Genomic DNA, 25,129 nt, shown 5'->3' with positions numbered 1-25,129 from the left:
AAAAATTTATGCTTATTTTCTACATAAAAAAACCTCCATAATTGGAGGTTTTCCTAAACTTATTTCAAAAATTATTTAAAATAAGCACCCTCTGCCTGAGTATGATCCGTTTGGTCAACCACACGAGATAATTCAGGAATATGCTGTTTCAAGGTCGTTTCAACACCTTGTTTTAGTGTGACATCAATGGCTGAACAACCTTGGCAACCACCACCAAATTTCAATACAGCCGTTAAACCATGTTCTTCATCTTCAACAATTTCAACTAAAGCACAGTTACCACCATGTCCAGCAAGACCGGGGTTAATTTCGGCTTGTAATACATAGCTAATACGCTCTTCCATTGAAGCATCTGCACCCACACGTGGCACTTTTGAATTTGGCGCACGGAACGTCAATTGCCCACCAAAACGGTCTTTATTGTAATCAATCACAGCATCTAGCAAATATGGGATAGATGGCGCGTCAATATAAGCCGCAAAATTTGGATAATCTTGTTTATAGTCTGTAGGAATAATTTCTTCAGGCGCACTATATGCCATACAACATTCAGCACGTGGCGTACCAGGATTTTCCACAAAAACACGTACAGCAATACCTGGTGTATTTTGTTTTTCAAGTAAATCAAACAAATACTCTTGTGCTGTTGGCGTAATCAATAAATTTGGAATTTCTTCTGCAACTGCAGCGCTGATGTTCTCAGTCGACATAATAATATTTCCTCAAGCTGAAGTGGCTATTTTAACTGAAGATGCGGGGTAATAAAAAAAAATCAACTAAAATTGTCGGAATTATTATAAAATTTCATCTTAGCCCTTCATTTAATGGCATTATTAAAACAAATATCTAAAAGCTGAACCTTCACTTTATGCTAGATTTACCTTTTAACCATACTGTTAGCTTGATCCTCATTACAGTGGTTGTTTCACTGATTGCATTTTCAAATCAGAAAGTCATGAGCCGCCTTATTTTTTGGCCACCTGCAATGCAACGTGGGCAATATGATCGCTTTGTGACTCATGGTTTTGTACATGCAGATGGCGCACATCTAATCTTCAATATGATTACGCTGTTCTTTTTTGGCAGTGTAATTGAAAGTTTTTATCGACAGTATTTTTTTGATCTTGGCTTTGTTTTATTCTATTTAGGCGGTCTAATTGTCGCAATTATTCCCAGTTATTTAAAACATAAAAATGACCATCGCTGGGCCAGTCTAGGTGCCTCTGGCGCAGTTTCAGCAGTCTTGTTTGCGTATATTTTATTTGAACCGTGGAAACTGATTTTTGTGTTCTTTATTCCAGTGCCTGCGATTATTTTTGCCATTTTATATATCGGCTATAGTATTTGGTCTGGCAAACGTGGCAATTCAAACATCAACCATAGTGCCCATTTATGGGGAGCAGCTTACGGTGTGATCATGACCATCATTATAGAACCACGTGTGATTCCACACTTTTTAAATAAGCTGATGCAACTTCCTTTCTAAAATTTATGCTTCATTTATCAATACTCAAGGACGTTAAAATTCAGCGTCCTTTTTAGAGTAAAATCAAATTCTGATTATGTCATTGAATTTGATCGTGGCATGATTAAAAAAGCTCTGAACATCTTGTCAAATACACTGAGCTTTTAAGATGGTGGATTTAAAGCTTAAAGCGCTGTTGCCCTTCTTTCTCAAGACGCTAAAATCATTGTAAAAAAAATTATTTTAAAAAAGATTTACACAATTTTGTCATTAAATGCTAACCCATAAATCAATTTGGCATAGATAATGTAGACATCTGTATATTAACAATCAAAAAAACGAGATATTTTGCATGTCTACTTCATTAGATGGTCTTCAATTTCCAATCAATCCAGCCAGCAATAAAGCCAGCACATCCCAGACAGGTAAAGAAATTATTGCTGAAGCCCTTTCTATTGTTGACAATAAATCATCAATGGATGCACTCACAGAAAAAAATTGGCGTAAAAATTATCCTATCTATTTTAAAGCTTTGGTTGAACACGGTATTCGTAGCACCAACAATCCGATTACCATCGCAAAACAAGGCTTACACAAGGCCCACCATAGCTTTGATTTTTATCGCAATGGTCAACGCTATTTACTCAAAGACATCATGAATGATGTCGACACAGCAGATTTGCATACCGTTCAGCTTAAAGGTGAAAGTCATGCTGCACCTGAATGGTATGTACCTTATAAAGGACAAAAATTGCAAGGTCAGGCTTTATTAGACCAAATTCAAACATGGCAAGATGCAGGAATTATTGAGCTTAGCCATGCAGATGCTTTACGTGCAGCACAGGCCCATCCTGAATGGTTTAATCTTTCTGACCGTACCATGGTCTTATTTGGTGCAGGCTCTGAAGCAGGCCCCCTCACGTGGTTATCTAAATGGAAAGCCAACATCGTGGCTGTCGATTTACCCAATAGCCGTGTTTGGGACAAAATTTTAAAGACGATTCAACAAGGCAATGCAACGCTATATGCACCCTGCGCAGAAAAGCTAGATGAAAATACCCCAACTGCCACGCTGAAAAAAAAATTGGGGGCTGATTTACTGACTCAAACACCAGAAATTGCACACTGGCTGACTCAAAGTGAACATCAGCTTGATCTAGCAGCGATTGCTTATTTAGATGGTGAAAAACATGTTCGTGTCTCTATGGCCATGGACAGTATTATGCAATACGTGAGTGAGCGAAAGGCTGACACCAGTTTAATGTTTATGTGTACGCCAACCGATGTCTATGCCGTTCCTAAAGAGGTGGTAGAGGCGTCACATGAAAAGTTCCAACAACGCTCTAAAACCCAGCAAATTATTAGCAAAAGTATTTCCACTGTTTCGGGTCAGCATTTTTTCAAAGAAAATCTAAAAACATTAATTTCTTCTGATAATGGCAAGGAATATGGTATTGCCGATTGTTTGGTGGTGGAACAAGGCCCCAACTATGCTTTGGCAAAACGCATTCAACAGTGGCGTGCAACTTTAGCTCGTCACTCTGGACAACGTGTCAGTATTAATATTGCACCCTCGACCACAACCCATTCGGTGACTAAAAATCCGTTATTAAAAGCTGCATTTAATGGCGCCAGTCTGTTTGATGTTGAATCATTTAGTCCAGAAACCACCAATGCGCTTATGGCAGCATTATGGGTTCATGACTTACGCAATCCTGACTCGGTTGCCAATCCAGAAACCCCTTTGGCCCATCCTTTAGAATTAATGATGAAAGGTGCAAACCATGGTGGTTTATGGCGTGTGGCTTATTTAGCACGTACCGCTCTGCCTTTTGCAGCAATCTATGGCTTTGCCAATGATAAATTACCGATGAAGAAAATATACGGATTATTTAAGAAGTAATTTTTATCTTTAACCGATTAAAGCTGAAACTCAGTTTTGGCTTTAATACAAGATGACTATTCACCATAGGTAGTTTATCTACTCTCTTCTAAGCGTCTGTAAAAGTCAGACCACATCAAAAAACCAATAAAAAACGCTGCAATTGCAGCGTTTTTTATTTCATATAGCTTGTTTAAACAAACTGTAAGAACAACCAATACAAACCACCAGATAAACAAATCGTTGCTGGTAAAGTAAAGACCCATGCAGAAAGAATGGTTTTCACTGTTGCAAAGTTTAAGCCTGATTTATTGGCAACCATAGTACCCGCAACCGCACTGTTCAAAACGTGTGTGGTTGAAACTGGCATACCAAAACCATCTGCCGCTGCAATGGTGGTCATTGCCACAAGTTCAGCCGACATGCCCTGACCATAAGTCATATGGTTTTTACCAATACGCTCACCGACTGTCACCACAATACGCTTCCAGCCCACCATGGTGCCTAAACCAAGTGCCAGTGCCACTGCAACTTTCACCCAAGTCGGAATATATTGTAAGAACGAGTCTAGGTTAGAGCGGTACTCTTTAACCACTTTGCTTTGTGCTTCCGACATTGCAGGTAACTGTTTATTTTTATCTAAACGCTTAAATGCAGTGCTACTTAAATACATATCATTGCGAATAATAGATGTATCTGCTTCAGGAATATCTTTTAAATCACGATACTTAGCCACACGATCACCCAAATGATCCGTTAAGCTTGCTAGAGCAGGAATGACGTCTTTATTCATTTCTTTGGTTTGAATGTATGACGTCAAAACTTCACGTGCGTGAGTATCCGAAATATTGCTGTGATTGGCGTACATAACAGCCGCAGTTTGATTTGATAATTGATCAAATGACTGAATATGTTGAGTATCTAAGTTTTTATTCAACGAATACGCTAGCGGTACAACACCAATCAGAATGAGCATAATTAAGCCCATACCTTTTTGACCATCGTTTGAACCATGTGCAAAACTAACACCAGTACAGGTAAAAATTAAGATGGCACGAATTAAAGGCGGTGGTGGCTTATTACCTTCAGGCGGTTGAAAAAGTTCGACTTGTTTTTTGAAAACTTTCTTCACTAACAAGAATACGACCGCAGCAAAAGCAAAACCAATTAAAGGTGAAAACAGCAAGGCTTTGCCGACTTTCATTACTTGGTCCATATCTACACCACTAGCACCACTACCTGCATGCAAGATGTAGTTCATAATTCCCACACCTAAAATCGAACCGATTAAGGTATGTGAACTTGACGCTGGAATACCCAAGAACCAAGTCCCTAAGTTCCAAAGAATAGCGGCGATTAGCATGGCAAAAACCATGGCAAAACCTGCCCCAGAGCTGACATTCATAATCAACTCGACAGGCAATAAAGCAATGATGCCGTAAGCAACAGCACCACTTGCAACCATTACACCAAGAAAATTACAAAAGCCTGCCCACATCACAGCAACAGGTGCAGATAAAGCATTGGTATAAATGACTGTAGCAACCGCATTGGCAGTGTCATGAAAACCATTAACAAATTCAAAGCCTAAGGCAATCAAAAGTGCAGTGGCTAAAAGAATAACGGAATATAAACTTAAAGTTGGAACATGTGACAAATCAGCTGCAAGTTGAAAGCCGATGTACACCAAAGTAGAAATAATAACCGTTAAAAACACCGGCATAAAAAATTTCGGTGTGGCAACATGCACATTCGTCGATTTCTGTGGCACGGATTGCACCTGATCTTGGACGGGAGGAATATTAGAATTCATGCAGACGGTTCAAGGGGATAATAAAATCCCCTTATTGTTCAATTTAATTGTGACAATTATATGACAAAGAGGTGCCATATAAAGCCAAATTTTAACAATTGAGCTAATTTAAATCACTCCCGCTTTATTTTAGGAAGCTAAATTCTTTTAAATCCATCATTTTGCAATCTTTGAAGCTCAAAATAAATTGCGCCGCAATATTTCAAAATATTTGGATCACTGCATAAAAAATCTTTCTAATTCCGTTCATCACTCAATTTTTTTCTTATCTGGACTCAGATCATAGCTGAGCCATATTTCAATTCGATGAAAAATTCAGCACAAATAGGGTTATTTAAAAACTGTGTCTTACTAAGTCGGCTGAATATTCCTCAAATGTAGTGTAATTCTGCTAAAATCATGCCCATTTTGTATTCCATCGGATTGGGGTTATTTATGTCCACGCTTGCCACCCTAAAAGAGCTTCTCACCAAACGCATCCTGATTATTGATGGTGCTATGGGCACCATGATTCAACGCCATCAATTAGAAGAAGCAGATTATCGGGGTGAGCGTTTTGCTGACTGGGCCTCTGACTTAAAAGGCAATAATGACCTTTTAGTGCTGACGCAACCGCATATTATTCAAGGTATTCACGAAGACTATCTGGATGCAGGTGCAGACATTATTGAAACCAATAGTTTCAATGGTACGCGTGTTTCCATGTCGGATTACCACATGGAAGATTTGGTTCATGAGATTAACTTTGAAGCAGCACGTATTGCCAAAGAAGCCTGTAAAAAATATTCAACCCCTGATAAACCTCGTTTTGTCGCAGGTGTACTTGGACCAACATCACGTACCTGTTCAATTTCACCCAATGTAAATGACCCTGCTTTTCGTAATGTCACTTTTGATGAACTCAAAGAAAATTATATTCAAGCCACACATGCCTTAATTGAGGGCGGCTCTGACATCATTCTGATTGAAACTGTTTTCGATACACTTAACTGTAAAGCTGCAATTTTTGCCGTGAAAGAAGTCTTCAATCAAATTGGTCGTGAATTACCCCTGATGATTTCAGGCACCATTACCGATGCTTCAGGTCGTACCTTAACGGGTCAAACTGCTGAAGCATTCTGGAACTCGGTACGTCATGGCGATTTACTTTCGATAGGTTTTAACTGTGCGCTAGGTGCAGATGCCATGCGCCCGCATGTAAAAACTGTAGCGGATATTGCAGATACTTTCGTTTCAGCCCATCCCAATGCAGGCTTACCCAATGCTTTCGGTGGTTATGACGAAACACCAGAAGAAACCGCAGCATTTTTAAAAGAATTTGCGATGAGTGGTTTGATTAATATTACTGGCGGCTGCTGTGGTACTACGCCTGACCATATTCGTGCTATTTACAATGCAGTTAAAGATATTAAGCCACGTCAAATCCCAGAGATTAAACCTGCCTGTCGTTTAAGTGGTTTAGAAGCTTTTAATATTTATGATGATTCACTGTTTGTAAATGTCGGTGAACGAACCAACGTCACAGGTTCAAAAAAATTCCTACGTTTAATTCGTGAAGAAAATTTTGCTGAAGCACTTGATGTTGCACTACAACAAGTGGTTGCAGGCGCACAAGTCATCGACATTAACATGGATGAAGGCATGCTCGATTCGCAAGGTGCGATGGTGCATTTCCTGAATTTAGTCGCGTCCGAGCCTGAAATTTCCAAAGTACCAATCATGATTGACTCATCAAAATGGGAAATCATTGAAGCCGGCTTAAAATGCGTACAAGGCAAACCGATTGTTAACTCGATTTCCTTAAAAGAAGGTTATGACGAGTTTGTACATAAAGCACGTTTATGCCGTCAATACGGTGCTGCTATTATTGTCATGGCCTTCGATGAGGCCGGACAAGCGGATACTGCGGCACGTAAGCGTGAAATCTGTAAACGCTCGTATGATGTATTGGTTAATGATGTGGGCTTCCCTGCTGAAGACATCATTTTTGACCCGAACGTGTTTGCTGTGGCAACGGGTATTGAAGAACACAATAACTACGCGGTTGATTTCATTGAAGCGACAGGTTGGATTAAACAAAATCTTCCCCATGCCATGATTTCAGGTGGTGTTTCGAACGTATCGTTCTCATTCCGTGGCAATGAACCTGTACGTGAGGCGATTCACTCGGTGTTCTTGTATTATGCCATTAAACAAGGCATGACCATGGGCATTGTAAATGCAGGCCAAATGGCAATTTACGATGATATTCCCAAAGAACTCAAAGATGCAGTTGAAGATGTTGTTCGCAACCTGAATCAAGGTGAAAGTGGTCAGGATGCAACTGAAAAACTACTTGAAGTTGCAGAACAGTACCGTGGTCAAAGTGCTGCACAAAAACAAGTTGAAAACTTAGAATGGCGTGATCAACCTGTAGAAAAACGTCTTGAACATGCGTTGGTTAAAGGTATTACTGCATTTATTGATGTCGATACCGAAGAAGCCCGTTTAAAATCTACTCGACCTTTAGATGTAATTGAAGGCCCGCTCATGGATGGCATGAACGTGGTTGGTGACTTATTTGGTTCGGGTAAAATGTTTTTACCGCAAGTGGTAAAATCGGCTCGTGTGATGAAGCAAGCCGTAGCATGGTTAAACCCATACATCGAAGCTGAAAAATCAGGTAGCCACTCGAAAGGTAAAATCCTAATGGCCACCGTAAAAGGTGACGTTCATGACATTGGTAAAAACATTGTAGGTGTTGTACTGGGTTGTAATGGCTATGACATTGTTGACCTTGGCGTAATGGTGCCTGCGGAAAAAATCTTACAAACGGCCATTGATGAAAAATGTGACATCATTGGTCTGTCAGGTTTGATCACACCATCGTTGGATGAAATGGTTTTTGTTGCCAAAGAAATGCAGCGTAAAGGCTTTAATATTCCACTATTGATTGGTGGTGCAACAACATCTAAAGCGCATACTGCGGTAAAAATTGATCCGCAATATTCTAATGATGCTGTGATTTATGTGGCCGATGCTTCACGTGCGGTAGGTGTTGCAACAACATTGCTATCGAAAGAAATGAAACCTGCTTTTGTTGCAGAGCATCGTGCTGAATATGAAAAAGTTCGTGAGCGTATTGCCAACAAACAGCCTAAAGCTGCAAAATTGTCTTATGCAGAATCGATTAAAAATGGTTTAAGCGTTGACTGGGACAACTATGTTCCACCTCAACCAAATTTTATCGGCAGCCAAGTCCTGAAGAATTATCCACTTGAAACCTTAGTGCCCTATTTTGACTGGACACCATTCTTTATTTCTTGGAGTTTAGCTGGCAAGTTCCCTGCGATCTTGACCGATGAAATTGTCGGTGAAGCGGCAACAGATTTGTATGAACAAGCCCAACTGATGTTAAAAGATATTGTAGAGAATAAGCGTTTTGATGCTCGTGCCGTCTTTAATATCGCTTCGGCTAAACGCACAGGTGCAGACACGGTTTCCATTTATGATGAAAATCAAACAGCAACGCATCAGTTTGAACATACCCGTCAGCAGTCAGATAAAGTCTCTAAGAAACCAAATTTATCATTGGCAGACTTTATTGCACCTGAAGAAACAAACCTTGAAGATTACCTCGGTGGTTTCACTGTATCAATCTTTGGTGCAGAAGAAATGGCCCATGAATACAAAGCCAAAGGCGATGACTATTCTGCTATTTTGGCGCAATCTTTAGGTGACCGTTTTGCCGAAGCCTTTGCTGAGCATTTACATGAGCGTATTCGTAAAGAGTTCTGGGGCTACCAAGCCTCTGAGCAACTGTCAAATGAAGACTTGATTAAAGAAAAGTATGTCGGGATTCGACCTGCACCGGGTTACCCTGCTTGTCCTGAACATTCTGAAAAAGCAGTTTTATTTGACTGGTTGGGTTCTACCGATAAGATTGGCACCCAATTAACCACAAGTTTTGCGATGTGGCCACCTTCAAGCGTGAGTGGTTTCTATTACAGCAACCCACAATCTGAATACTTTAATGTCGGTAAGATTGCACAGGATCAGTTAGATAGTTATGCAGAGCGTAAAGGTTGGTCTATGGATGAAGCGAAGCGTTGGTTGATGCCAAACTTGGATGATTCGATTGATATTTAAGTAAATCCCCTGACCCTTCTTTATAAAAAAGGGAGTAAAAATCCCCTCGATTGAGGGGATTTTTTATTGCAAATTTTTTGAATCCCCCTCTTGCGAAGCAATGCTTCTCACCTCATTTAAAAAAGAGGGGTATGTCATGTGATTAAATGAATTACGTGACAGCTCCTCCCTTTTTCAAAGGGAGGTTGGGAGGGATTATTGTTGCATTCGAATATTTTCTATAAGATCAAATAACAAACTATTCAATATTTTAATGAGTCTGTAAATGCATGGAATTTGTGCTCTTTGTCAAGATGAAACTAATTTAAAAGAAAGCCATTTAATTCCAAAATTTGTAGGTAAATGGTTGAAACGAACCAGTGCTACTGAATAAAAGGCAACAAGATATTCCTAAAGAATATCTACTTTGTCATAACTGTGAAATTTTATTTTCAGGATGGGAGAAGCTATTTTCAGAACAAATATTTTTGCCTAGTTTAGACAAAGAACTATATATTTCATCTTACAAAGAATGGCTCTCTAAGTTCTGTGCATCACTATCATGGCGAACCTTAATAAGCATTAAACGACAAAATAATAACTTTAATGATGAATCTGATTATTTTCTGAAACAAACCAATCGAGCTGAAGCTCATCTAAGAGATTTTCTTTTAGGAAATACTTCCAATTTAGATCAGTATGAACAGCATATCTTCCCTTTTACTGAAATAGAAAAAACACCTGAATATTTAAATTTTCCATCCAACATTAATCGTTATTTTCTTAGAAGTATTGGCATCGATGTACTTTCAGGTGATGAAGATATTTATACTTTCACGAAACTACCAACATTCTTAATCATAGGTATTATAAGTTCAAAATATTCAAAACAGATGAGAGCTAGTAGAGTTGCACTTAAACAAGGAATTCTACGACCATCAAATTTGGTAATGCCTGAATATTTATTAGGTTATATGAAAGATAAGGCTAGAGAAATCCAAGTAAAGGTCAGTGGCATTTCAGAAGATCAAAGCAATAAAGTATATGAAACTGTTATAAGCAATTTAGATAAAGCAGCTGATTCAAAATCTTTTCAGGCAATCATGCATGACTATAATATTTTTGGTGAAAAAATATTTAAATAAATCCTCCCCAACCCTCCTTTAAAAAAGGAGGGAGTTCCGCGAATCCACGACCACCATTAAATTCATGACAAGTCCCCCTTACAAAAAGGGGGATTTAGGGGGATTCTAATCTTAGGTTAACAATATAATAAATCTGCTCTACCATCGCATCAGTTTCATTCAAAACCTGCCCATTATCAAACCTCAAAACTTTTAATCCCAACTGAGCCAATGCCTCATCCCGCACTCGATCTGCCTCCAAACCTTCGTCTGTATAGTGCTGTCCACCATCGCACTCAATGACCAAATTCGCTACGGGGCAATAAAAATCCACAATAAAATTTAAAATTGGCTTTTGTCGATAAAACTGTAGTCCTAAAATTTGCTTACGACGTAATCTTTGCCATAAACATTGCTCGGCATCGGTCATATTGCTTCGTAAATCACGCGATGGAAGTTTTAAGTTCTTGTTATAAGGTTGCATAATTTATAAGCTCTTATTATTTTTTTAAATTATAAGCCAGAAATTAATCATCCATCGACCCTACTTTGCTAAAGAAAGGTGTTCACGTAGATATTTACTCACATGACAACCCATCCCTTTTTTAAAGGGAGGTTGGGAGGGATTCTATTAATGAAATAGCCATTTTTTCCACAAACAACACCCCATCTAAATGATCAACTTCATGCTGAACAATCCGTGCAGGAAAACCATGAAATACGGCTTCAACTGACTCGCCTTGTAACGTCAAATATCTCACCTTAATCATTTCCGACCGAGCCACTTGCCCACGCTCATTAGGCACACTTAAACAGCCTTCTTCACCTAAAATGGTACTTTCAGACTGTTCTAAAATTTCAGGATTGACCATCACCACAGCATCCATTTCAGGTGCATCGGGATAGCGAGGGTTTGGACGTGAAGCCACGATAATGACCCGTTTAGACACATACACTTGCGGAGCTGCAATCCCAACACCATTACGTTCAAGCATGGTGGCTTGCATGGCTGTGGCTAGTTCATTTAACCATGAACTATTCAATTCCGACTCTACAACTGATGCAGCCTTCAAAGTTAAAATGACTTCTCCACGTTGTGCTACAGGTAAAATGACACTCATATTTTCTTTCCTCTATTTCAGTTTAACCATGTCAAATTTTAATAAGACAAACGTTCCTTCAATATTAAGCATATCTTTTTTATATTATTTTGAGGCGATCACATTCAAAATGAATCAAGAGTTATTGATTTTATATTTACCCTAAAAAGCATCATCATTTAAGCTAAATTTAATCTTCTACTTTATAATAAGCCCAATTCCACATAAGCATAATAAAGATGAACACTACTCAACTTTTGCTCGGCGTTCTTTTTAGTTCTATAGGTTTGGGCTATTTTATTTATGGTAAAAAACAAAAAGTGACTGTGCCTTTAGTCTGTGGTTTAGTACTGATGATTTTTCCCTACTTCATTGAAAATACAGCAATGTTGACATCTATAGGTATACTGCTCTCAATCTTGCCTTATTTTATTCGACTTTAAACTGCGACAGAAACATGCCATGTATTATATAGATACTATGTCTCATCTCATTCTTTACTGCCATGATGCATAACAACAAGTTTGAATCAGACTCATGTATTCTAAAGAAAGTACCTCCCTCTTTGGGATACAATAAAATCTGTGCTTATCTTAAAGATGTTTAATTTACATCTTGAACTTAAACAAGTTAGTCGATTAAACGTAGCTTTTTCAAACGTGAACGGATACCGCCTTCTTTACGCTGATGTAGATGTGCTATTGCTTTAATTGATAGTTTTTCAATCATAAACGCATCAATCATTTTAACTTCTTCATCTTCTGTCCATGCTTTTCCAATCATAGAACTATCTTCTAGATCCTCAGTCAAAGGTACTTGCTCAGGTTCTAATAATTTTTTTGCCTCTGCATGCAACTGCTTTACTTCAGCTAAAAAGCCCTTATCTTCACGTCCTAAAATAAACAATTGCAATTGTGCACGCGTCATCCCAACAAATGCTAACTTTTTCTCAGAATCTAAATCACGGCTATCACTTTCTAAACGTGGCATATGATCTAAACCAATAAAAAACACATATGGAAACTCCAAGCCTTTCGATGATTCCACATTTAAAATTTTAATTGTATTTCGAGTAATATCTAATTTTTTCTTTTCTTGGCTGCTAAATACCATATCCACTTCTAATTGTGGACTGTAATGTAAAATTTTATTTTTAAGCTGCTCAGCCAAAATATCGTATGCTTCTGATTTGGCTTGTAATACAGCAATATCACGAGCTTCAATATTTTGTCCAACCAAAAAGCGGATTTTACGTGCAATTAAATCTGCTAAATGTTCAACATCATCCTGATGATAAATACTTGGAAATTCACCTTGACGGCATTCTCCAGTATCTGGATCTAATACTCGGTCAAACTCATCTTGGCTCTTTAAACTTTCAAGTAATTTTGGGTTTAAAAAACTACGTGCAATATCTAAAATTTCTTTGGTATTTCGATAACATTTACTTAATTCAGTGGGTCTTTTACCTTGAACTTGTAAACCTATAGATTTCCAACTTGGTTTTGCACGGTTAAAAATATTTTGTGCTGGATCATAACAAAATAAAATATTATCCGAGTCATCTTTCACTAAACGCGTTAAACCTAAAATCCATTCTTGGGCAAAATCTTGCCCTTCATCAATTAAAATAGCATCATAGAATTGCTGTTCTAACATTTTTTGCTGATCAACATAATCGAGTAATATTTGCCCTACTCGACCATTATAATCATTCTGTCTTTCAAAAGGCTTAAACTGTAAATTTGCTTGGGTAATATGTTTAACTACGGCATGAAAATTACGTACTTCAATTTTATCTTGATATTCCTCACCCAACATACTTTTCAGGTGATTACATAAAGAGTTGTTATAACAAACAACTAAAATTTTCCAATCTGGATAAATGGTTTTTAAGTATTTCGCACGACAAGCTAAAACCAGCGTTTTACCACTTCCCGCGACTCCTTTTAAAATACGATGTCCATCATCAATATTTTTTGCAACTAATTCCTGAGCAATATCTAATGCTTTAATTGCCTGAGGTTCAGCATAAAATAGATCATCTTGTTCAAAATTATTGACCCGAATTTCGGGGAAAATCATATAGCGTAATGCCTTTTCTTCAGCATAGCTTAATGGCGGAAATGAAAATTTAATACCATTAAAGGCACGAAATAATTGAGATTTAAAATGCTGCTGATCCTCAATTATATTGGTTTTTCTTACTTTTAAATCATCTTTAAATAAAACTTTATGTTCTGTTGTAATTGCAGGTAATAATAATTCAATTTCTTCAGCTTCAAGTCGTTTTAACTCTGTATAAACTACACAAAAACTAACAGGAAATTTTAAATGCCCTTTATAACGTCCAGCAGTATGGGTAAATAATGCCGATTTTTTACATTGATTCAATATATTAAGCATGTACTTTCGGGCTTGTTGCTCAGGATTTTGTACAGAAACTACTGCATTATTTTTATCATAAAAAGTACCCATAAAATTTTCTGGGTTAAGACTTATAAATCTATCTTTAGACCAGTCTTTAACTTCGATCACCAATAAACCATGTTCAGGTAACCAGACAATAAAATCCGTATAACGTCCTAAAGCCTTCGGTTCATACCAGATAATTGCAGCATCATCTTGAAAAGCATCTGCAAGCAACTGATAAACTTTTCTCTCTCCAGACGTTGCCGATTTTAAATGCCGTACACTTGAAGGTATTAACTCTGCCACGTGATCACTTTTTTATCTAAAGAGTAGAGATATTATGGACAAAATGTGAATTTTATCAATAATTTTCATTTAATTTTATTCAAATTATTCTCCGTGTATTACTTATAACTTTTTAAATAAATAAACCTACTCAGTAGAAATGAGCATTATTTTCTATAAAAAAATCGCCCTTATTTTACAAAAATAAGAGCGATTCGATTAATTAAGCAAGAGAAAGAACGAGCTTAAATAACTTAGTCTTTTAAATTAAACTATTAAGTTTTTCTTTAATTCATCTTCAACAATTTGGATTTCCAAATCACTAAATTTACGAATTTCGCCTTCAGCATGTTTTTCTAGCAAGCCACCAATCAATGGCACTTTAATTTTAATGGTCCAATCTAATTGAATATTCACTTGCTGCGCATTCCCTGTAACAGAGCGCTCACCTTGTGCTTCTAAAGGTAAATTTGCGCCCAATTCAACGGTCGAAGTCAAAGCATCTAGATTGGTAATATCTGTACGTTTTAAGCGAAATGCATCTTTCAGCAGCTTTTTAGCAATATCGGGAATATTGACATCCAAATTATAAGCACGCTTTAAAGTGTAAATATCACCCACAATTTGCGATTCTAAAATTTCTAATTTTTCTCCCGGAATACGTTTACAAACAGCCTCATGCATCTCTGGGTCTGCTGCTAAACGACGAAACTCATCCAAAGAAACACCATGAATGGTGGCATTGACGGTAAAACGATGTGCCATGTTACTATCCTTTATTTTTTAATTATTTAAATATCTTAAAACTATTAGATCAGCACTGATCTAGCATATTTTAGCGCGGTTTATTTAATTGAATTTTAGTCATGCTGTCATTGACCGAGTATACAAAACTATTCTGGATGAATGCCACAGCGTATTTCAATTTTCTCGGTGCAGGAAATACTCACAAAATGCTTCCGATACTCAATGATTGCATAAAATTGTTCAGCACCATCATCTAGACCTGTGGCTGACCATGTGGTTCCTCTTGGAAAATCATTTAGCCATTTGGCTTTATAAAAATCTGAGACCGAATCAAAATTGATATATTTTTCAGGTGCAGCCTGAATCCGTGCTGCCATTTCATCAAATTGTGTCAATTGAGATTGTATGAAATCAATCAGCATCTTTATTCATCCAAGTGCAGCCTAAAATAGGTTATACCCCCTTAAAATGGCTGTGCGCCTGTTTCTTTTTCACCTGTTCCCACTGCCACCAACCAAAAGCTGCCAAACCAACAAAAGCCGCATATAAACCCGCAGTCAAGAATAAATCTTTATAAATAAACATGCCCACATAAACAATATCGACAAAAACCCAAAGTACCCAAGTGGCAATATGTTTACGACTGGTCCAATAGGTTGCCAGCAAACTAAAAGCAGCCAATTGTGAATCAAGCATTGGTACAGCAGCATCGGTAAAATGTTTTAAAGTTAAACCGAAAATTAAACCACCTAACGCTGCCAACAACATTTGGAAAATGACTGTTTTCTTAGCAATCGGTTCAATGCGAATTTCATGATCTTGCTGTTTACCTTTGAACCAATGATAGAAACCATAAAAGTTCACCACTATAAAAAAGAACTGCAAGATGGTTTCGCCATACAACTTAAATTCATAAAATAAATAAGCATATAAAACAAATGCCGCAAAGTTAAACCACCAACACCACATATTTCGTTTAACCGTTAATGTCACACCAATAACACTAATAATGACCGCAATAATTTCTAAAGGTGACATAGCAATAAACAAAAGTATAAATAGTGCCGCTATTATGAAAAAAATGGCGCTGAACGCAAGATAAATTATGCCGATTCGTCTGTTAACTCGCTGTGCATCACGATCCTTTCTCCCATAAAACTTTGTAAATACAAATATCACTCAAAAATTTGACTGCACAGATTTGACAGTTTTCTAACGATCGTTTAAAAATATAAAAAATGATCAATCTGGAAGAATAAAAATGTCACAACAACAAGGTAAAGTCAGTCGTGAAATTCGTGGGTCTGTATTTTTAATAGGACTCGACCGTGTGACAAAAAGAAATGCCTTTGATAGTTATCTTATTCATGACTTATCACTGGCCTTAACGGAATATGAAGACCATTCTGAATTACGCTGTGCCATCATTTTTGCGCACGGCGATCACTTTACCGCAGGCCTAGATTTGATCGAATTACAGCCCAAGCTCAGTAGCGGTATCTTCAATTATGATGAACATCATATTAACCCTTGGGGAACCAGCGGACGCAAACGTAAAAAACCGGTGATTGTTGCAGTACAAGGCTTTTGCTATACCGCAGGAATAGAACTGATGTTAAATGCGGATATTGTCATCGCACAAGACAATACTCAATTTGCCCAAATGGAAGTGCAACGTGGCATTTTACCTTTTGGCGGTGCAACAGCCCGTTTTGTACAAGCTGCGGGTTGGTCAAAAGCCATGCGCTACTTGCTTACGGGCGATGCTTTTGATGCAGCAACAGCACTCCATTTAAATCTGATCAATGAAATGACCCCTGAAGCACCGCTCAATCGTGCCATTGAATTGGCTGAACGCATTGCCCAAGCTGCACCGCTTGCAGTACAAGCAACCCTTGCCTCTGCCAAAGAAGCCGCTGAACATAGTACAGAAGTCGCATTTTCTCATTTACAACAACACCTCACCCCCTTGTTAACAACGCAAGATGTACAAGAAGGTGTAATGGCCATGCTGCAACGACGTGCACCACAATTTAAAGGTCAATAATTTGAGTCCAAATCTACATAAAAAATGAGTTCGTTATGCCCAATTTAAATCAAAACCGACAAAAACAGCAGTTTAGCGTTGCGACACAACCTTTTAGCGCAAGCGATGGTTATGCGCTTATTGGCACACTTTACACACCAGAACATGGCATAAAAGCCAATATCGTGTTGTCTAGCGCAACAGGTGTTCCACAAGCGTTTTATCGTCGCTTTGCTGAATATGCCACACAGTTTGGCTATCAAGTGCTGACCTTTGATTATCGTGGTGTGGCACTTTCTGCTCCGAAGCAGCTCAAAGGCTTTAAAATGTCTTACCTTGATTGGGGGGCTTTAGACCTTGCTGCGGCCATTGATTTTCTGGCACAGGATCAGATTCCGTTATTTATGGTGGGACATTCTTATGGTGGACAAGCACTGGGTTTAGCGCCCAACCATGCCAAAGTGACTGCAATGTATTGCTTTGGTACGGGCGCAGGCTGGCATGGTTATATGCCTTTTAAAGAAAAAATGAAAGTTCAGGTGATCTGGAATATTATTTTTCCACCTATAGTTGCAGTCACAGGCTATTTACCGTGGAGCAAACTGAATATGGGGGCAGATTTACCCATTGGGGTCTATCAGCAATGGCGAAAATGGTGTAAAAACCCAACTTATTTCTTTGCTGACCCTGAACAACATGCCTTAATTGCACAATATGCTCAGGTGAAAACCCCTATTTATGCAGTATCTGCATTGGATGATGATTGGGCTTTACCCAATTCACGCCATGCTTTTATGCAACATTACAGCAACGCACCCATGCAATTTATTAATATTTCAGCTTCAGACTATGGCTTAAAAGAAATTAGGCATATGGGTTATTTCCGTAAAGGCTCAGAAAAAATCTGGGATGAAATTTTACATTCCTTTCATGACTTCATTGCCACAAAAAATGGATAGAGACTTCAAATAAATGCGTCCACAGAAACTTAGCCGAGAGCAAATTCTCAATAGATGCGCCTTACAATTTAAGACGTATGGATATGCAGCGACCAGTATGGGCATGCTCGCCAAAGCCTGTGGACTGACCAAAGCATCTTTTTACTATTACTATGCCAGTAAAGAAGCTTTACTTATAGATGTACTCGAACTCACCCAGCAATATTTAAAGACGCATTTATTTAAACTCAGTGAAAATAAAGCACTTTCTACTGTTGAGCATTTTGAACAGATACATGAACGTGCGGTAGAATTTTTTAGTTATGGGGTTAAAGGCTGTTTGGTGGGGATTCTTTCTATCGAAGCACTGTATCAATCTGTCGATATTTTAGAAAAAATTCGCAGCATTTTTCAGGATTGGGAAATGGCATTTTACCAATTCTTTAAAGTTCAACTAAGCGATCATGAAGCCAAAATTTTAGCCAAACAAAGCGTAGCCGATTATGAAGGTGCGATTTTAATGTACCGCCTAAATGACGACAGCTTTTATCTTAATCAGGTCAAGCTCAGAATTTTAAAACAGTTAACAACCATATGAAGATGTAGAGCATTTCATCCTTTAACTAAAAGTATTGGCACTCAAACAAGTGGGTTTGATTAAACGTGGCTATGCTCATCTTTCATCTCAAATTTATGCTCATCTCCAAAACGGTCAACATGTGTATAAAATATCCCATAATACCCCACATAGTATTCCAAAGACTGATCGTGAAAAGTCCAATAAATAGACCATTCACTTAAATCAAGTTTACGAATTTGGGTCTGAGTTTTTGCAGGCATTTTTCTCAGTACATCTTCTTGAACGGACATTGCTTGACTCAAATTTCGTTCAGTCCGTTTTTGGTCAAAAAAGATTTCGCAGACATCATCAAAAAGCTGCTGTTCATATTCTTCCACTGCTTCTATAGGTGCGTCAACGGCAAGGAGTATTTCGCCAATAGAAGTGGCACTAGGTTTGTTTAAATCTTCTTGTTGCTGCTTTCGGTATTGCTGAAAATGTTGATGTATATGAATTTTAAACAATACTTTCCAAAATCCAATCAACACAATGAAAAAACACAACCATATCAGTACTTTCAGCATGGCGTCACTCTCACGAGTAAATAGTTGTTATTTTTATAGTATATAAAACAATTTGAATAAAATTTATACAATTTTTAAAATATTATGCTATAAAAAATATTCATTCCTCGATTTTTTCTACATGTTCACTATTCCATACCCTCAAGAGCCGCTTGTGAATTGTTTTGCTTTGGACATTCCAGTCAACAAGGCCCATTCACGACGTGTGGACTTTTTACACGAGGTGCCTTGGAATTTGTACCGTGATCATTGTTTAGAATAATTATCACCGCATAGAATCACTTCAGGTCGCCTCAATAGCGGCCTTTTTTATTGCCAAAAAATAAGGACATAACCAATGAGTAATCCATTCCATTCAAAAGACTTATCCTCGCCACTGTGCGATCCGGTTGCAGCGTCTTTAAATCGAAACTCACGCCTCGCTACAACCGGTCAATTTATTACTGTTGTGCTGATTTGGTCGCTGACACCACTTGCAGCCGTCTGGACAGTGAATGAAATTCATTGGGCGTGGGGTTTATTTATTCGATTTAGCTTGGCTATTGCAATCGCCTTCATCTGTCAAGCTTACTTTAAAATCAAAATACCCGTTCATCCGCAAGCATTACTCAGCTATGCCGCAGGTGCAATTGGCTTATTTGCCTCCATGGCTTTTTGCTATATGGGCGCATCCAAAGTGCCTTCAGCCATTATTTCAATGATCTATGGTATTGCACCATTGCTTTCAGGCTTAATGACCATTTATATTTTTAAAAGTGCAGCCTTTAGTGCCTATCAATGGCTGGGTTTAATGCTCGGCATATTTGGACTATTTCTCGCACTCGGATTCGGTTCTCAAAACTTTACACTGAACTATTTGGGCGTGGGTTTAGAATTGATTGCAATGCTGCTTTATGTCCTTTCTGCTTTTGCAGTTCGATCTGTCAATGCGAGCATCCATCCAATCAGCCAAATGACAGGTGCAACCCTAGTATCATGGATTGGCTATTGTTGTTTGTTGCCTTTTTTCTGGTCGGATATGCCTGTTCAGTTACCCTCCTTACAAAGCAGTATTGCTCTCATCTATAGTGCTTTATTTTCCTCCGTGCTGGCGATGATTTTTTATTATGCCTTACTCAACACAGTCAGTCCGACCACACTGATGCTCATTACCATCATGACACCCGTGCTTGCGACTGTTTGGGGCAGTTGGCTAAATCAGGAGCAATTAAGTCCAGATTTAATTTTAGGGCTGCTTTTACTCTGTTTGGGTTTAGCCCTCTATTCGTTTCAAGTCCGTAGTAAAGCCTAAAAAATCCCGAGTTTGATCTAAACTCGGGATCATTGATAATTTTGGGTTAAAGGCAATCTCGCAGAATGCCAAAAATGCAGCAGCATTGACCGATAAAATTGCTTTAAGGAACAAGATCTTCTGATTTCAGTTCAAAGACTTGACGTAACTCTTCGGTATCTGGATGATCTTGAATAGGATCATCTGGATAATAAGCCACATGCATTACCCCTTGTCTATATAAAGACTGAATGGTGGTCACCATTTCCTCTGATGGAATTTTTTCATTGGTGCGCCAATTGACCGTTTGTAATTCAAATACCGTTTTCTTCATACCGTTCGGGAAGCGCTTCACATGTTTCACAATATCCCGATAAAACCGATCATGATTCGGTGCTTGTTCCATATAAGGCATTGCCATAATGGCAGTAAAATCATAACGCTTTAAAGACTGTTCCAATGACTGCGAATACCAATTTTCTGCATAAGGTTCCAATGCAACTTGTGCATATAAATTTCGTGCCGTCAGCAAAAAGGGCTGATACTGACGTACCTCACTGGCAAGCTGCATCGCAAAATCATCGAGGTACTTGGTTTTATAGGCTGTCCATTTTTGTAAGTCTGCATCATTACTACGAATTTTAGCTAAATCATTCGGTAAGCCAATGGAAGCATAAGCCCGCATCGCGTCAGGACTGGCATCTTCATAATCCGACAACGTCGCGTCATCGTGAAATAAAATGCCGTTAAATGGCACAGATTTGGCTAAATCGGTATAAATACCTGCTATGGTTTTTCGTGCATCGGCTGAAAATGGACTCAAGCGATGATAGCCCATATCTAAATGTTTAGCGTCCTGTGTTGCTTGAGTTTGTACCATATCCTGTGCAGCAGGATTATTTTTTGGTAATTCCCATGCCAACAATGGCATCCAAGCATAGATACGGCTGACTTGGGTACGGCTCTGAATTTGCCATGCGACTCGGTTAAATAAATCTGCACGCATGGGTAAATAACGATTCGGGAAATACACCATATCCGCAGAACCATTGGCATCAGGGTCGGAAAAGGCTTGTAAATACACAGTATTTCCGTCCACCTCTACAATACGATCCAGTAAATGATCAAGGTTATGTTCTTGTTGCACAGGATCTTGATCGTAAATATAGTCTAAATCGATATGCATAATTTTTTGTGGGCGATTATTATCGCCTAAATTCTGCTGACGATCTTTAATTTCCTGCGCCAAATCGGTGAGACTCATATCACCTTCAACCAAAATACGGTTCAGTTGCCCCAATGAACTTTTAGCCGAATCTGCGCCATCATTCAAACTGATCGTAATCGACATGCCCAACTGTTTCGCAATGTTCACGGTTTGCATATTATAGTGACCATAAGGCCACACCATGACCCGTGGCGCTTTCAAACCATGCGCTGTCAATAACTGGTTATTTCGTTTTAAATCATCAAAAATCCGTTGTTGATAGTGCTGATCATCTTCATAACGTGCGGTTTGAGGATTATATAAACGGGTGACTGCCGCAGATTCAAGATTACCTTGTGGATTGCCTAAAATCCCACGGTGTAAGTTATAACTATGATTGGCGATTTCGACCAAACCACTGTCTTGCATCTCTTTCAATTCTGACCAAGACAGCATTTCATTACGCTGAATCTGTTTGCCTGAAAAATCAATGTTTTGCCCTTCTTTCGGTTCTAACCATGAACCGACAACTGCCAATACAACAGGAATGTTATTGGCTTTAATAATCGGATAGGCATTTTGATAAAAAGACGCATAACCATCATCTACGGTCAATAAAACAGGTTTCGCGGGTAACGAAGATTGACCTTGATTCGCTTGAATCAGCTGATCGACACTAATAAAGTGAAAACCATTATTTTTGAGCCACGCGATATGTTGTTTAAAGTGTGTCGTGCTTACGGCATATTCAGGAATCAGTGCATTTTTACGATTGGTAATTTCATGATAGCCAATGACGGTCAGTGTCGGATTATGCGCTAAGGTTTCACTCCAAGCCAAATGAGGAAGCTGCCATAAAACAGCAGAAAGTGAGATTGAAAGCAAAGTGGAAAGCAAGCGAGTCTTCATTTTATGGTACTCAAAAATTATTTATTCTCTGAACAACACTCATCGTCCATCAATAACATATTGAGCTTCCCTTGCATGATGTATGGTATCTCGTTATTGCAACATCACTTTTATCAAGCCAAACTGAAATAAATATTAAAGGACTATTTTTATAAGAAACAAACATGTTAAAAAACAACAATAGCTTATTTTATAAGTGATTTGCCAATCTTCATTTGTGTATTTTTAATCATCCGCAGCGCGAAAGGCATCTTTAAATTTGTTTGGCACATCTCGCTTTATTTATCGCATTATGCGCTTGATATTGATCTCGCCCAGCATGCTTCGCAGCATAGAGTTGCACATCCGCAGCTTTCATTAATTCATGAATATCTGCATATTGATGCTCTCGATCTATCCACGCAACGCCCATACTTAAAGTCACATATTGCTTTTTATCGGGTCGATTTAAATGTTCAAAGTGGTTTTTTCTGACCGCATTGAGCACCTGCTGCAAAACATTGAGTACCACGGCATGTGGCACATCATGCAAAATAATCGCAAACTCTTCGCCACCATAACGTGCCACATAGGCCGATTCGGGTAAAGCCTGTTGTATCACCGTAACCAAATCTTTCAGAATGGCATCGCCCTTTAAATGCCCATAGTAATCATTGTAATTTTTAAAATAATCGACATCCAACATGGCAAAGGTCAACGTACTGTTGGTATGATTTTGAGTCAGCATAAATAAACGCTGAATTTCATTATTTAAAGCACGACGGTTAAATGCTCCTGTTAATGCATCAATTTGAATTTGCCGTGCTAACTTTTCATTTAACTGATGCAATTGTGAAGTACGTTGTTGTACTTTGTGATCTAAAGAACTGTTCAGCTCTACTAAATTATCATTCAATTGCTCAATATAAGACGTATGATGGGCATAATTTTTTGCCTGTTGGAACATAATCAGCAGCGCATAAAAACTGGTGGAAATAAATGAAAGATTAAAAGAATCAATTAAATTAAGCGTCAATAAAAAGTCATGTAAAAAAGTGACACACAACAAAATGACCGCCCATAAATTGACTGTAGAATATGGTTCTTTATGTTTTAGGATTAAGTAAAAACCATAGGCAAAATTTAAAATCACCACAAGGCTAAACATGAAACTATAAAATGCGAAATGCTGAAATACTTCTGGTACGGTTAAACTTGTGATTACAATATCAATCGTCAGCAAAACCATAGCAGCAAAATACACAATCGGGTGCAAATAGCGCTGATTGAGTAAAAACATATAACTCAGAAAAAATACCACCGCCAAATAAGTAAACAGATATTCTAATCGTGCCCCCCACAGCCAACTAATGTCTGTAAATGCAGTGTAGGCATACGGCGCTGAAAATAAATTATGTAAGGCTAAAAATAGGATAAAAATACCAAAGATAAATACTCTAATGTTACTGCGCCCAATGACACCTTGAAAAATTGAAAACATTAAGGTGAATATCCCAATCCCCAATACTGCACCGCAAACCAAGCCTATACTCATCATTAACTGTTGGAATTGCCGACTGACTGTTATAGAGGTGCCAATTCGCATGGGGTTTTCTAAACCACCATGCAACTGATTAAAATTTGAGGCTTGCATGGTAATGGTGAAATATTCTTTATCCACGACAAAAAAAGCAATTCTAGGTGCATTTTCTGTTTGATGGCTCTTTGCATCCCGACCAACTTCACCTAAACGGAGTAGAAAATCTCCATTTAAGTACATACGATAAGCACCATATTGATTTGGAATAAAAATTGCGATACGCCGCCCAAGATATTGTTTCGGCATTTTAAAATGCCCAATAAATGTGCCATACGTTTGATTGGTTCCAGTCAGTGCTTTAAAAGAAATTGGTAACTGTACTGTTTCTGATTTTAAGACTGAACTAGGTTTAATGATCAATTGTTCAGGATAATACTGCCACAGCCCATTCAACGGACTGGTGGTCTTGTCGGTAAAATCGACCTGATTAATTAATTTTTGATGTAAGTAATAAGACTCAGACGCAGCTTCATATTGTGCACATGCGTATTTTTGCCACATGAATAAGCATAAACATGCCAAAAGGAAAAATTTAAGAAAATGTATTAAATATTTTATTTTAAACAAAAAGCGAATCTTCCTTAAATTACGCTTAGCCATACTTTAATGTAACGATAAAAAAATAAAACTCAAATAACTTTTGTATCTTCTACAAGGTTCATCCCTGTCTCTTGTAGAATATTTTTCAATCAAGACATTCAATCATTCATCTTAATCACGTGTTTTTACATCAAACAACTCAATTTCAAAAATAAGGTTTGAGTTGGCAGGAATCACTTTACCCATTTTGCGTTCACCATAAGCCAAATGTGCAGGAACCAGTAATTTACGTTTCCCACCCACTTTCATCCCCATAATGCCTTGATCCCAACCTTTAATCACACGACCTGTGCCAATCACTGTTTCAAAGTAATTACCACGGTCAATAGATGAGTCAAACTTGGTTCCATCTTCTAACCAACCTGTGTAATGGGTGGTGATTAGTGCGCCTTTGACCGCTTCTTTGCCTTCACCTACTTTTAAATCAATAATTTCTAATTCATTCGACATCATCATTTACCCAACCTACAGCTATGTTTTCGATCTATAGTATAAACTGGATTAGGGTCTGTTGAATTCCAT

Annotated in this window: 21 protein-coding genes; 9 read left to right on the top strand and 12 right to left on the bottom strand. The window is 38.1% G+C overall.

Annotated elements, in window-relative coordinates:
• Window positions 1–71 precede the first annotated feature (71 nt).
• Complete coding sequence (gene nfuA, locus BLV99_RS07705; protein WP_086184749.1) at window positions 72–710, bottom strand: Fe-S biogenesis protein NfuA; 639 nt, start codon at window positions 708–710, stop codon at window positions 72–74.
• A 158-nt stretch (window positions 711–868) separates the two neighbouring features.
• Here nfuA and BLV99_RS07700 point away from each other — a divergent pair, with 158 nt between their 5' ends.
• A complete protein-coding gene (locus BLV99_RS07700) occupies window positions 869–1,486 on the top strand; it encodes a rhomboid family intramembrane serine protease (RefSeq protein WP_004648195.1) in 618 nt (205 codons plus the stop codon).
• A gap of 331 nt (window positions 1,487–1,817) precedes the next feature.
• Window positions 1,818–3,368 (top strand): hypothetical protein, encoded by a 1,551-nt coding sequence (locus tag BLV99_RS07695; protein WP_092689367.1) that lies wholly within the window; start codon window positions 1,818–1,820, stop codon window positions 3,366–3,368.
• 172 nt (window positions 3,369–3,540) lie between these two features.
• Here the strand turns inward: BLV99_RS07695 and BLV99_RS07690 are convergent, their stop codons facing one another.
• Complete coding sequence (locus tag BLV99_RS07690; protein WP_092689365.1) at window positions 3,541–5,160, bottom strand: inorganic phosphate transporter; 1,620 nt, start codon at window positions 5,158–5,160, stop codon at window positions 3,541–3,543.
• A gap of 435 nt (window positions 5,161–5,595) precedes the next feature.
• Between BLV99_RS07690 and metH the strand changes: the two genes are divergently transcribed.
• The gene (gene metH, locus BLV99_RS07685; protein WP_092689363.1) at window positions 5,596–9,288 is read left to right on the top strand and encodes a methionine synthase; all 3,693 of its coding nucleotides are present in this window, start codon (window positions 5,596–5,598) and stop codon (window positions 9,286–9,288) included.
• A gap of 359 nt (window positions 9,289–9,647) precedes the next feature.
• On the top strand, window positions 9,648–10,412 hold the full coding sequence (locus BLV99_RS07680) for a hypothetical protein (RefSeq protein WP_244516293.1): 765 nt from the start codon (window positions 9,648–9,650) through the stop codon (window positions 10,410–10,412).
• 94 nt (window positions 10,413–10,506) lie between these two features.
• On the opposite strand, the gene BLV99_RS07675 is transcribed toward BLV99_RS07680, so the two are convergent.
• Complete coding sequence (locus tag BLV99_RS07675; RefSeq protein ID WP_092689360.1) at window positions 10,507–10,875, bottom strand: endonuclease domain-containing protein; 369 nt, start codon at window positions 10,873–10,875, stop codon at window positions 10,507–10,509.
• 121 nt (window positions 10,876–10,996) lie between these two features.
• Window positions 10,997–11,512 carry a peptide deformylase gene (gene def / locus BLV99_RS07670; RefSeq protein ID WP_092689358.1) on the bottom strand — a complete coding sequence of 172 codons (516 nt, stop codon included), beginning with the start codon at window positions 11,510–11,512 and terminating at the stop codon, window positions 10,997–10,999.
• Between the two features lie 218 nt (window positions 11,513–11,730).
• Here def and BLV99_RS07665 point away from each other — a divergent pair, with 218 nt between their 5' ends.
• Window positions 11,731–11,934, top strand: coding sequence for an amino acid transport protein (locus BLV99_RS07665; RefSeq protein WP_086184755.1), 204 nt, complete (start codon window positions 11,731–11,733; stop codon window positions 11,932–11,934).
• 187 nt (window positions 11,935–12,121) lie between these two features.
• On the opposite strand, the gene BLV99_RS07660 is transcribed toward BLV99_RS07665, so the two are convergent.
• The 4 genes from BLV99_RS07660 to pnuC form a co-directional block, all read right to left on the bottom strand.
• Window positions 12,122–14,209 carry a DEAD/DEAH box helicase gene (locus tag BLV99_RS07660; protein WP_092689355.1) on the bottom strand — a complete coding sequence of 696 codons (2,088 nt, stop codon included), beginning with the start codon at window positions 14,207–14,209 and terminating at the stop codon, window positions 12,122–12,124.
• Window positions 14,210–14,455: 246 nt separating this feature from the next.
• Window positions 14,456–14,953, bottom strand: coding sequence for a DUF2505 family protein (locus BLV99_RS07655; RefSeq protein ID WP_086184757.1), 498 nt, complete (start codon window positions 14,951–14,953; stop codon window positions 14,456–14,458).
• A 128-nt stretch (window positions 14,954–15,081) separates the two neighbouring features.
• A complete protein-coding gene (locus BLV99_RS07650; RefSeq protein ID WP_086184758.1) occupies window positions 15,082–15,357 on the bottom strand; it encodes a hypothetical protein in 276 nt (91 codons plus the stop codon).
• A gap of 31 nt (window positions 15,358–15,388) precedes the next feature.
• The gene (gene pnuC, locus BLV99_RS07645; RefSeq protein ID WP_086184759.1) at window positions 15,389–15,973 is read right to left on the bottom strand and encodes a nicotinamide riboside transporter PnuC; all 585 of its coding nucleotides are present in this window, start codon (window positions 15,971–15,973) and stop codon (window positions 15,389–15,391) included.
• 223 nt (window positions 15,974–16,196) lie between these two features.
• On the opposite strand from pnuC, the gene BLV99_RS07640 reads away from it, so the two are divergent.
• Genes BLV99_RS07640 through BLV99_RS07630 form a run of 3 tightly spaced genes read left to right on the top strand, consistent with a single transcriptional unit; the run spans window position 16,197 to window position 18,497 of the window.
• Window positions 16,197–16,982 carry a crotonase/enoyl-CoA hydratase family protein gene (locus BLV99_RS07640; RefSeq protein ID WP_092689353.1) on the top strand — a complete coding sequence of 262 codons (786 nt, stop codon included), beginning with the start codon at window positions 16,197–16,199 and terminating at the stop codon, window positions 16,980–16,982.
• 35 nt (window positions 16,983–17,017) lie between these two features.
• On the top strand, window positions 17,018–17,920 hold the full coding sequence (locus BLV99_RS07635) for an alpha/beta hydrolase family protein (RefSeq protein WP_092689348.1): 903 nt from the start codon (window positions 17,018–17,020) through the stop codon (window positions 17,918–17,920).
• A 13-nt stretch (window positions 17,921–17,933) separates the two neighbouring features.
• Complete coding sequence (locus BLV99_RS07630; RefSeq protein WP_092689345.1) at window positions 17,934–18,497, top strand: TetR/AcrR family transcriptional regulator; 564 nt, start codon at window positions 17,934–17,936, stop codon at window positions 18,495–18,497.
• Between the two features lie 59 nt (window positions 18,498–18,556).
• Here the strand turns inward: BLV99_RS07630 and BLV99_RS07625 are convergent, their stop codons facing one another.
• On the bottom strand, window positions 18,557–19,042 hold the full coding sequence (locus tag BLV99_RS07625; RefSeq protein WP_092689342.1) for a hypothetical protein: 486 nt from the start codon (window positions 19,040–19,042) through the stop codon (window positions 18,557–18,559).
• Window positions 19,043–19,379: 337 nt separating this feature from the next.
• Here BLV99_RS07625 and BLV99_RS07620 point away from each other — a divergent pair, with 337 nt between their 5' ends.
• Window positions 19,380–20,333: a DMT family transporter gene (locus BLV99_RS07620; RefSeq protein ID WP_092689340.1), complete on the top strand. Its 954-nt coding sequence runs from the start codon at window positions 19,380–19,382 to the stop codon at window positions 20,331–20,333.
• 103 nt (window positions 20,334–20,436) lie between these two features.
• On the opposite strand, the gene pgaB is transcribed toward BLV99_RS07620, so the two are convergent.
• The 3 genes from pgaB to BLV99_RS07605 form a co-directional block, all read right to left on the bottom strand.
• A complete protein-coding gene (gene pgaB, locus BLV99_RS07615; RefSeq protein WP_092689338.1) occupies window positions 20,437–22,428 on the bottom strand; it encodes a poly-beta-1,6-N-acetyl-D-glucosamine N-deacetylase PgaB in 1,992 nt (663 codons plus the stop codon).
• 253 nt (window positions 22,429–22,681) lie between these two features.
• On the bottom strand, window positions 22,682–24,508 hold the full coding sequence (locus tag BLV99_RS07610) for a sensor domain-containing diguanylate cyclase (protein ID WP_171259164.1): 1,827 nt from the start codon (window positions 24,506–24,508) through the stop codon (window positions 22,682–22,684).
• A 210-nt stretch (window positions 24,509–24,718) separates the two neighbouring features.
• Window positions 24,719–25,057 (bottom strand): FKBP-type peptidyl-prolyl cis-trans isomerase, encoded by a 339-nt coding sequence (locus BLV99_RS07605; protein WP_074944032.1) that lies wholly within the window; start codon window positions 25,055–25,057, stop codon window positions 24,719–24,721.
• Window positions 25,058–25,129: the final 72 nt, after the last annotated feature.

It is taken from the genome of Acinetobacter kyonggiensis, assembly GCF_900107285.1.
GTDB lineage: Bacteria > Pseudomonadota > Gammaproteobacteria > Pseudomonadales > Moraxellaceae > Acinetobacter > Acinetobacter kyonggiensis.
Note: the sequence above shows the minus strand (reverse complement) of the source record. Positions and strands in the feature narration are given on the sequence as shown.

Coding starts and splice junctions, on each gene's coding strand:
- nfuA (WP_086184749.1), bottom strand. CDS start 710: ATGTCGACTGAGAACATCAGCGCTGCAGTTGCAGAAGAAATTCCAAAT.
- BLV99_RS07700 (WP_004648195.1), top strand. CDS start 869: ATGCTAGATTTACCTTTTAACCATACTGTTAGCTTGATCCTCATTACA.
- BLV99_RS07695 (WP_092689367.1), top strand. CDS start 1,818: ATGTCTACTTCATTAGATGGTCTTCAATTTCCAATCAATCCAGCCAGC.
- BLV99_RS07690 (WP_092689365.1), bottom strand. CDS start 5,160: ATGAATTCTAATATTCCTCCCGTCCAAGATCAGGTGCAATCCGTGCCA.
- metH (WP_092689363.1), top strand. CDS start 5,596: ATGTCCACGCTTGCCACCCTAAAAGAGCTTCTCACCAAACGCATCCTG.
- BLV99_RS07675 (WP_092689360.1), bottom strand. CDS start 10,875: ATGCAACCTTATAACAAGAACTTAAAACTTCCATCGCGTGATTTACGA.
- def (WP_092689358.1), bottom strand. CDS start 11,512: ATGAGTGTCATTTTACCTGTAGCACAACGTGGAGAAGTCATTTTAACT.
- BLV99_RS07665 (WP_086184755.1), top strand. CDS start 11,731: ATGAACACTACTCAACTTTTGCTCGGCGTTCTTTTTAGTTCTATAGGT.
- BLV99_RS07655 (WP_086184757.1), bottom strand. CDS start 14,953: ATGGCACATCGTTTTACCGTCAATGCCACCATTCATGGTGTTTCTTTG.
- BLV99_RS07650 (WP_086184758.1), bottom strand. CDS start 15,357: ATGCTGATTGATTTCATACAATCTCAATTGACACAATTTGATGAAATG.
- pnuC (WP_086184759.1), bottom strand. CDS start 15,973: ATGTCACCTTTAGAAATTATTGCGGTCATTATTAGTGTTATTGGTGTG.
- BLV99_RS07640 (WP_092689353.1), top strand. CDS start 16,197: ATGTCACAACAACAAGGTAAAGTCAGTCGTGAAATTCGTGGGTCTGTA.
- BLV99_RS07635 (WP_092689348.1), top strand. CDS start 17,018: ATGCCCAATTTAAATCAAAACCGACAAAAACAGCAGTTTAGCGTTGCG.
- BLV99_RS07630 (WP_092689345.1), top strand. CDS start 17,934: ATGCGTCCACAGAAACTTAGCCGAGAGCAAATTCTCAATAGATGCGCC.
- BLV99_RS07625 (WP_092689342.1), bottom strand. CDS start 19,042: ATGCTGAAAGTACTGATATGGTTGTGTTTTTTCATTGTGTTGATTGGA.
- BLV99_RS07620 (WP_092689340.1), top strand. CDS start 19,380: ATGAGTAATCCATTCCATTCAAAAGACTTATCCTCGCCACTGTGCGAT.
- pgaB (WP_092689338.1), bottom strand. CDS start 22,428: ATGAAGACTCGCTTGCTTTCCACTTTGCTTTCAATCTCACTTTCTGCT.
- BLV99_RS07610 (WP_171259164.1), bottom strand. CDS start 24,508: ATGTGGCAAAAATACGCATGTGCACAATATGAAGCTGCGTCTGAGTCT.
- BLV99_RS07605 (WP_074944032.1), bottom strand. CDS start 25,057: ATGTCGAATGAATTAGAAATTATTGATTTAAAAGTAGGTGAAGGCAAA.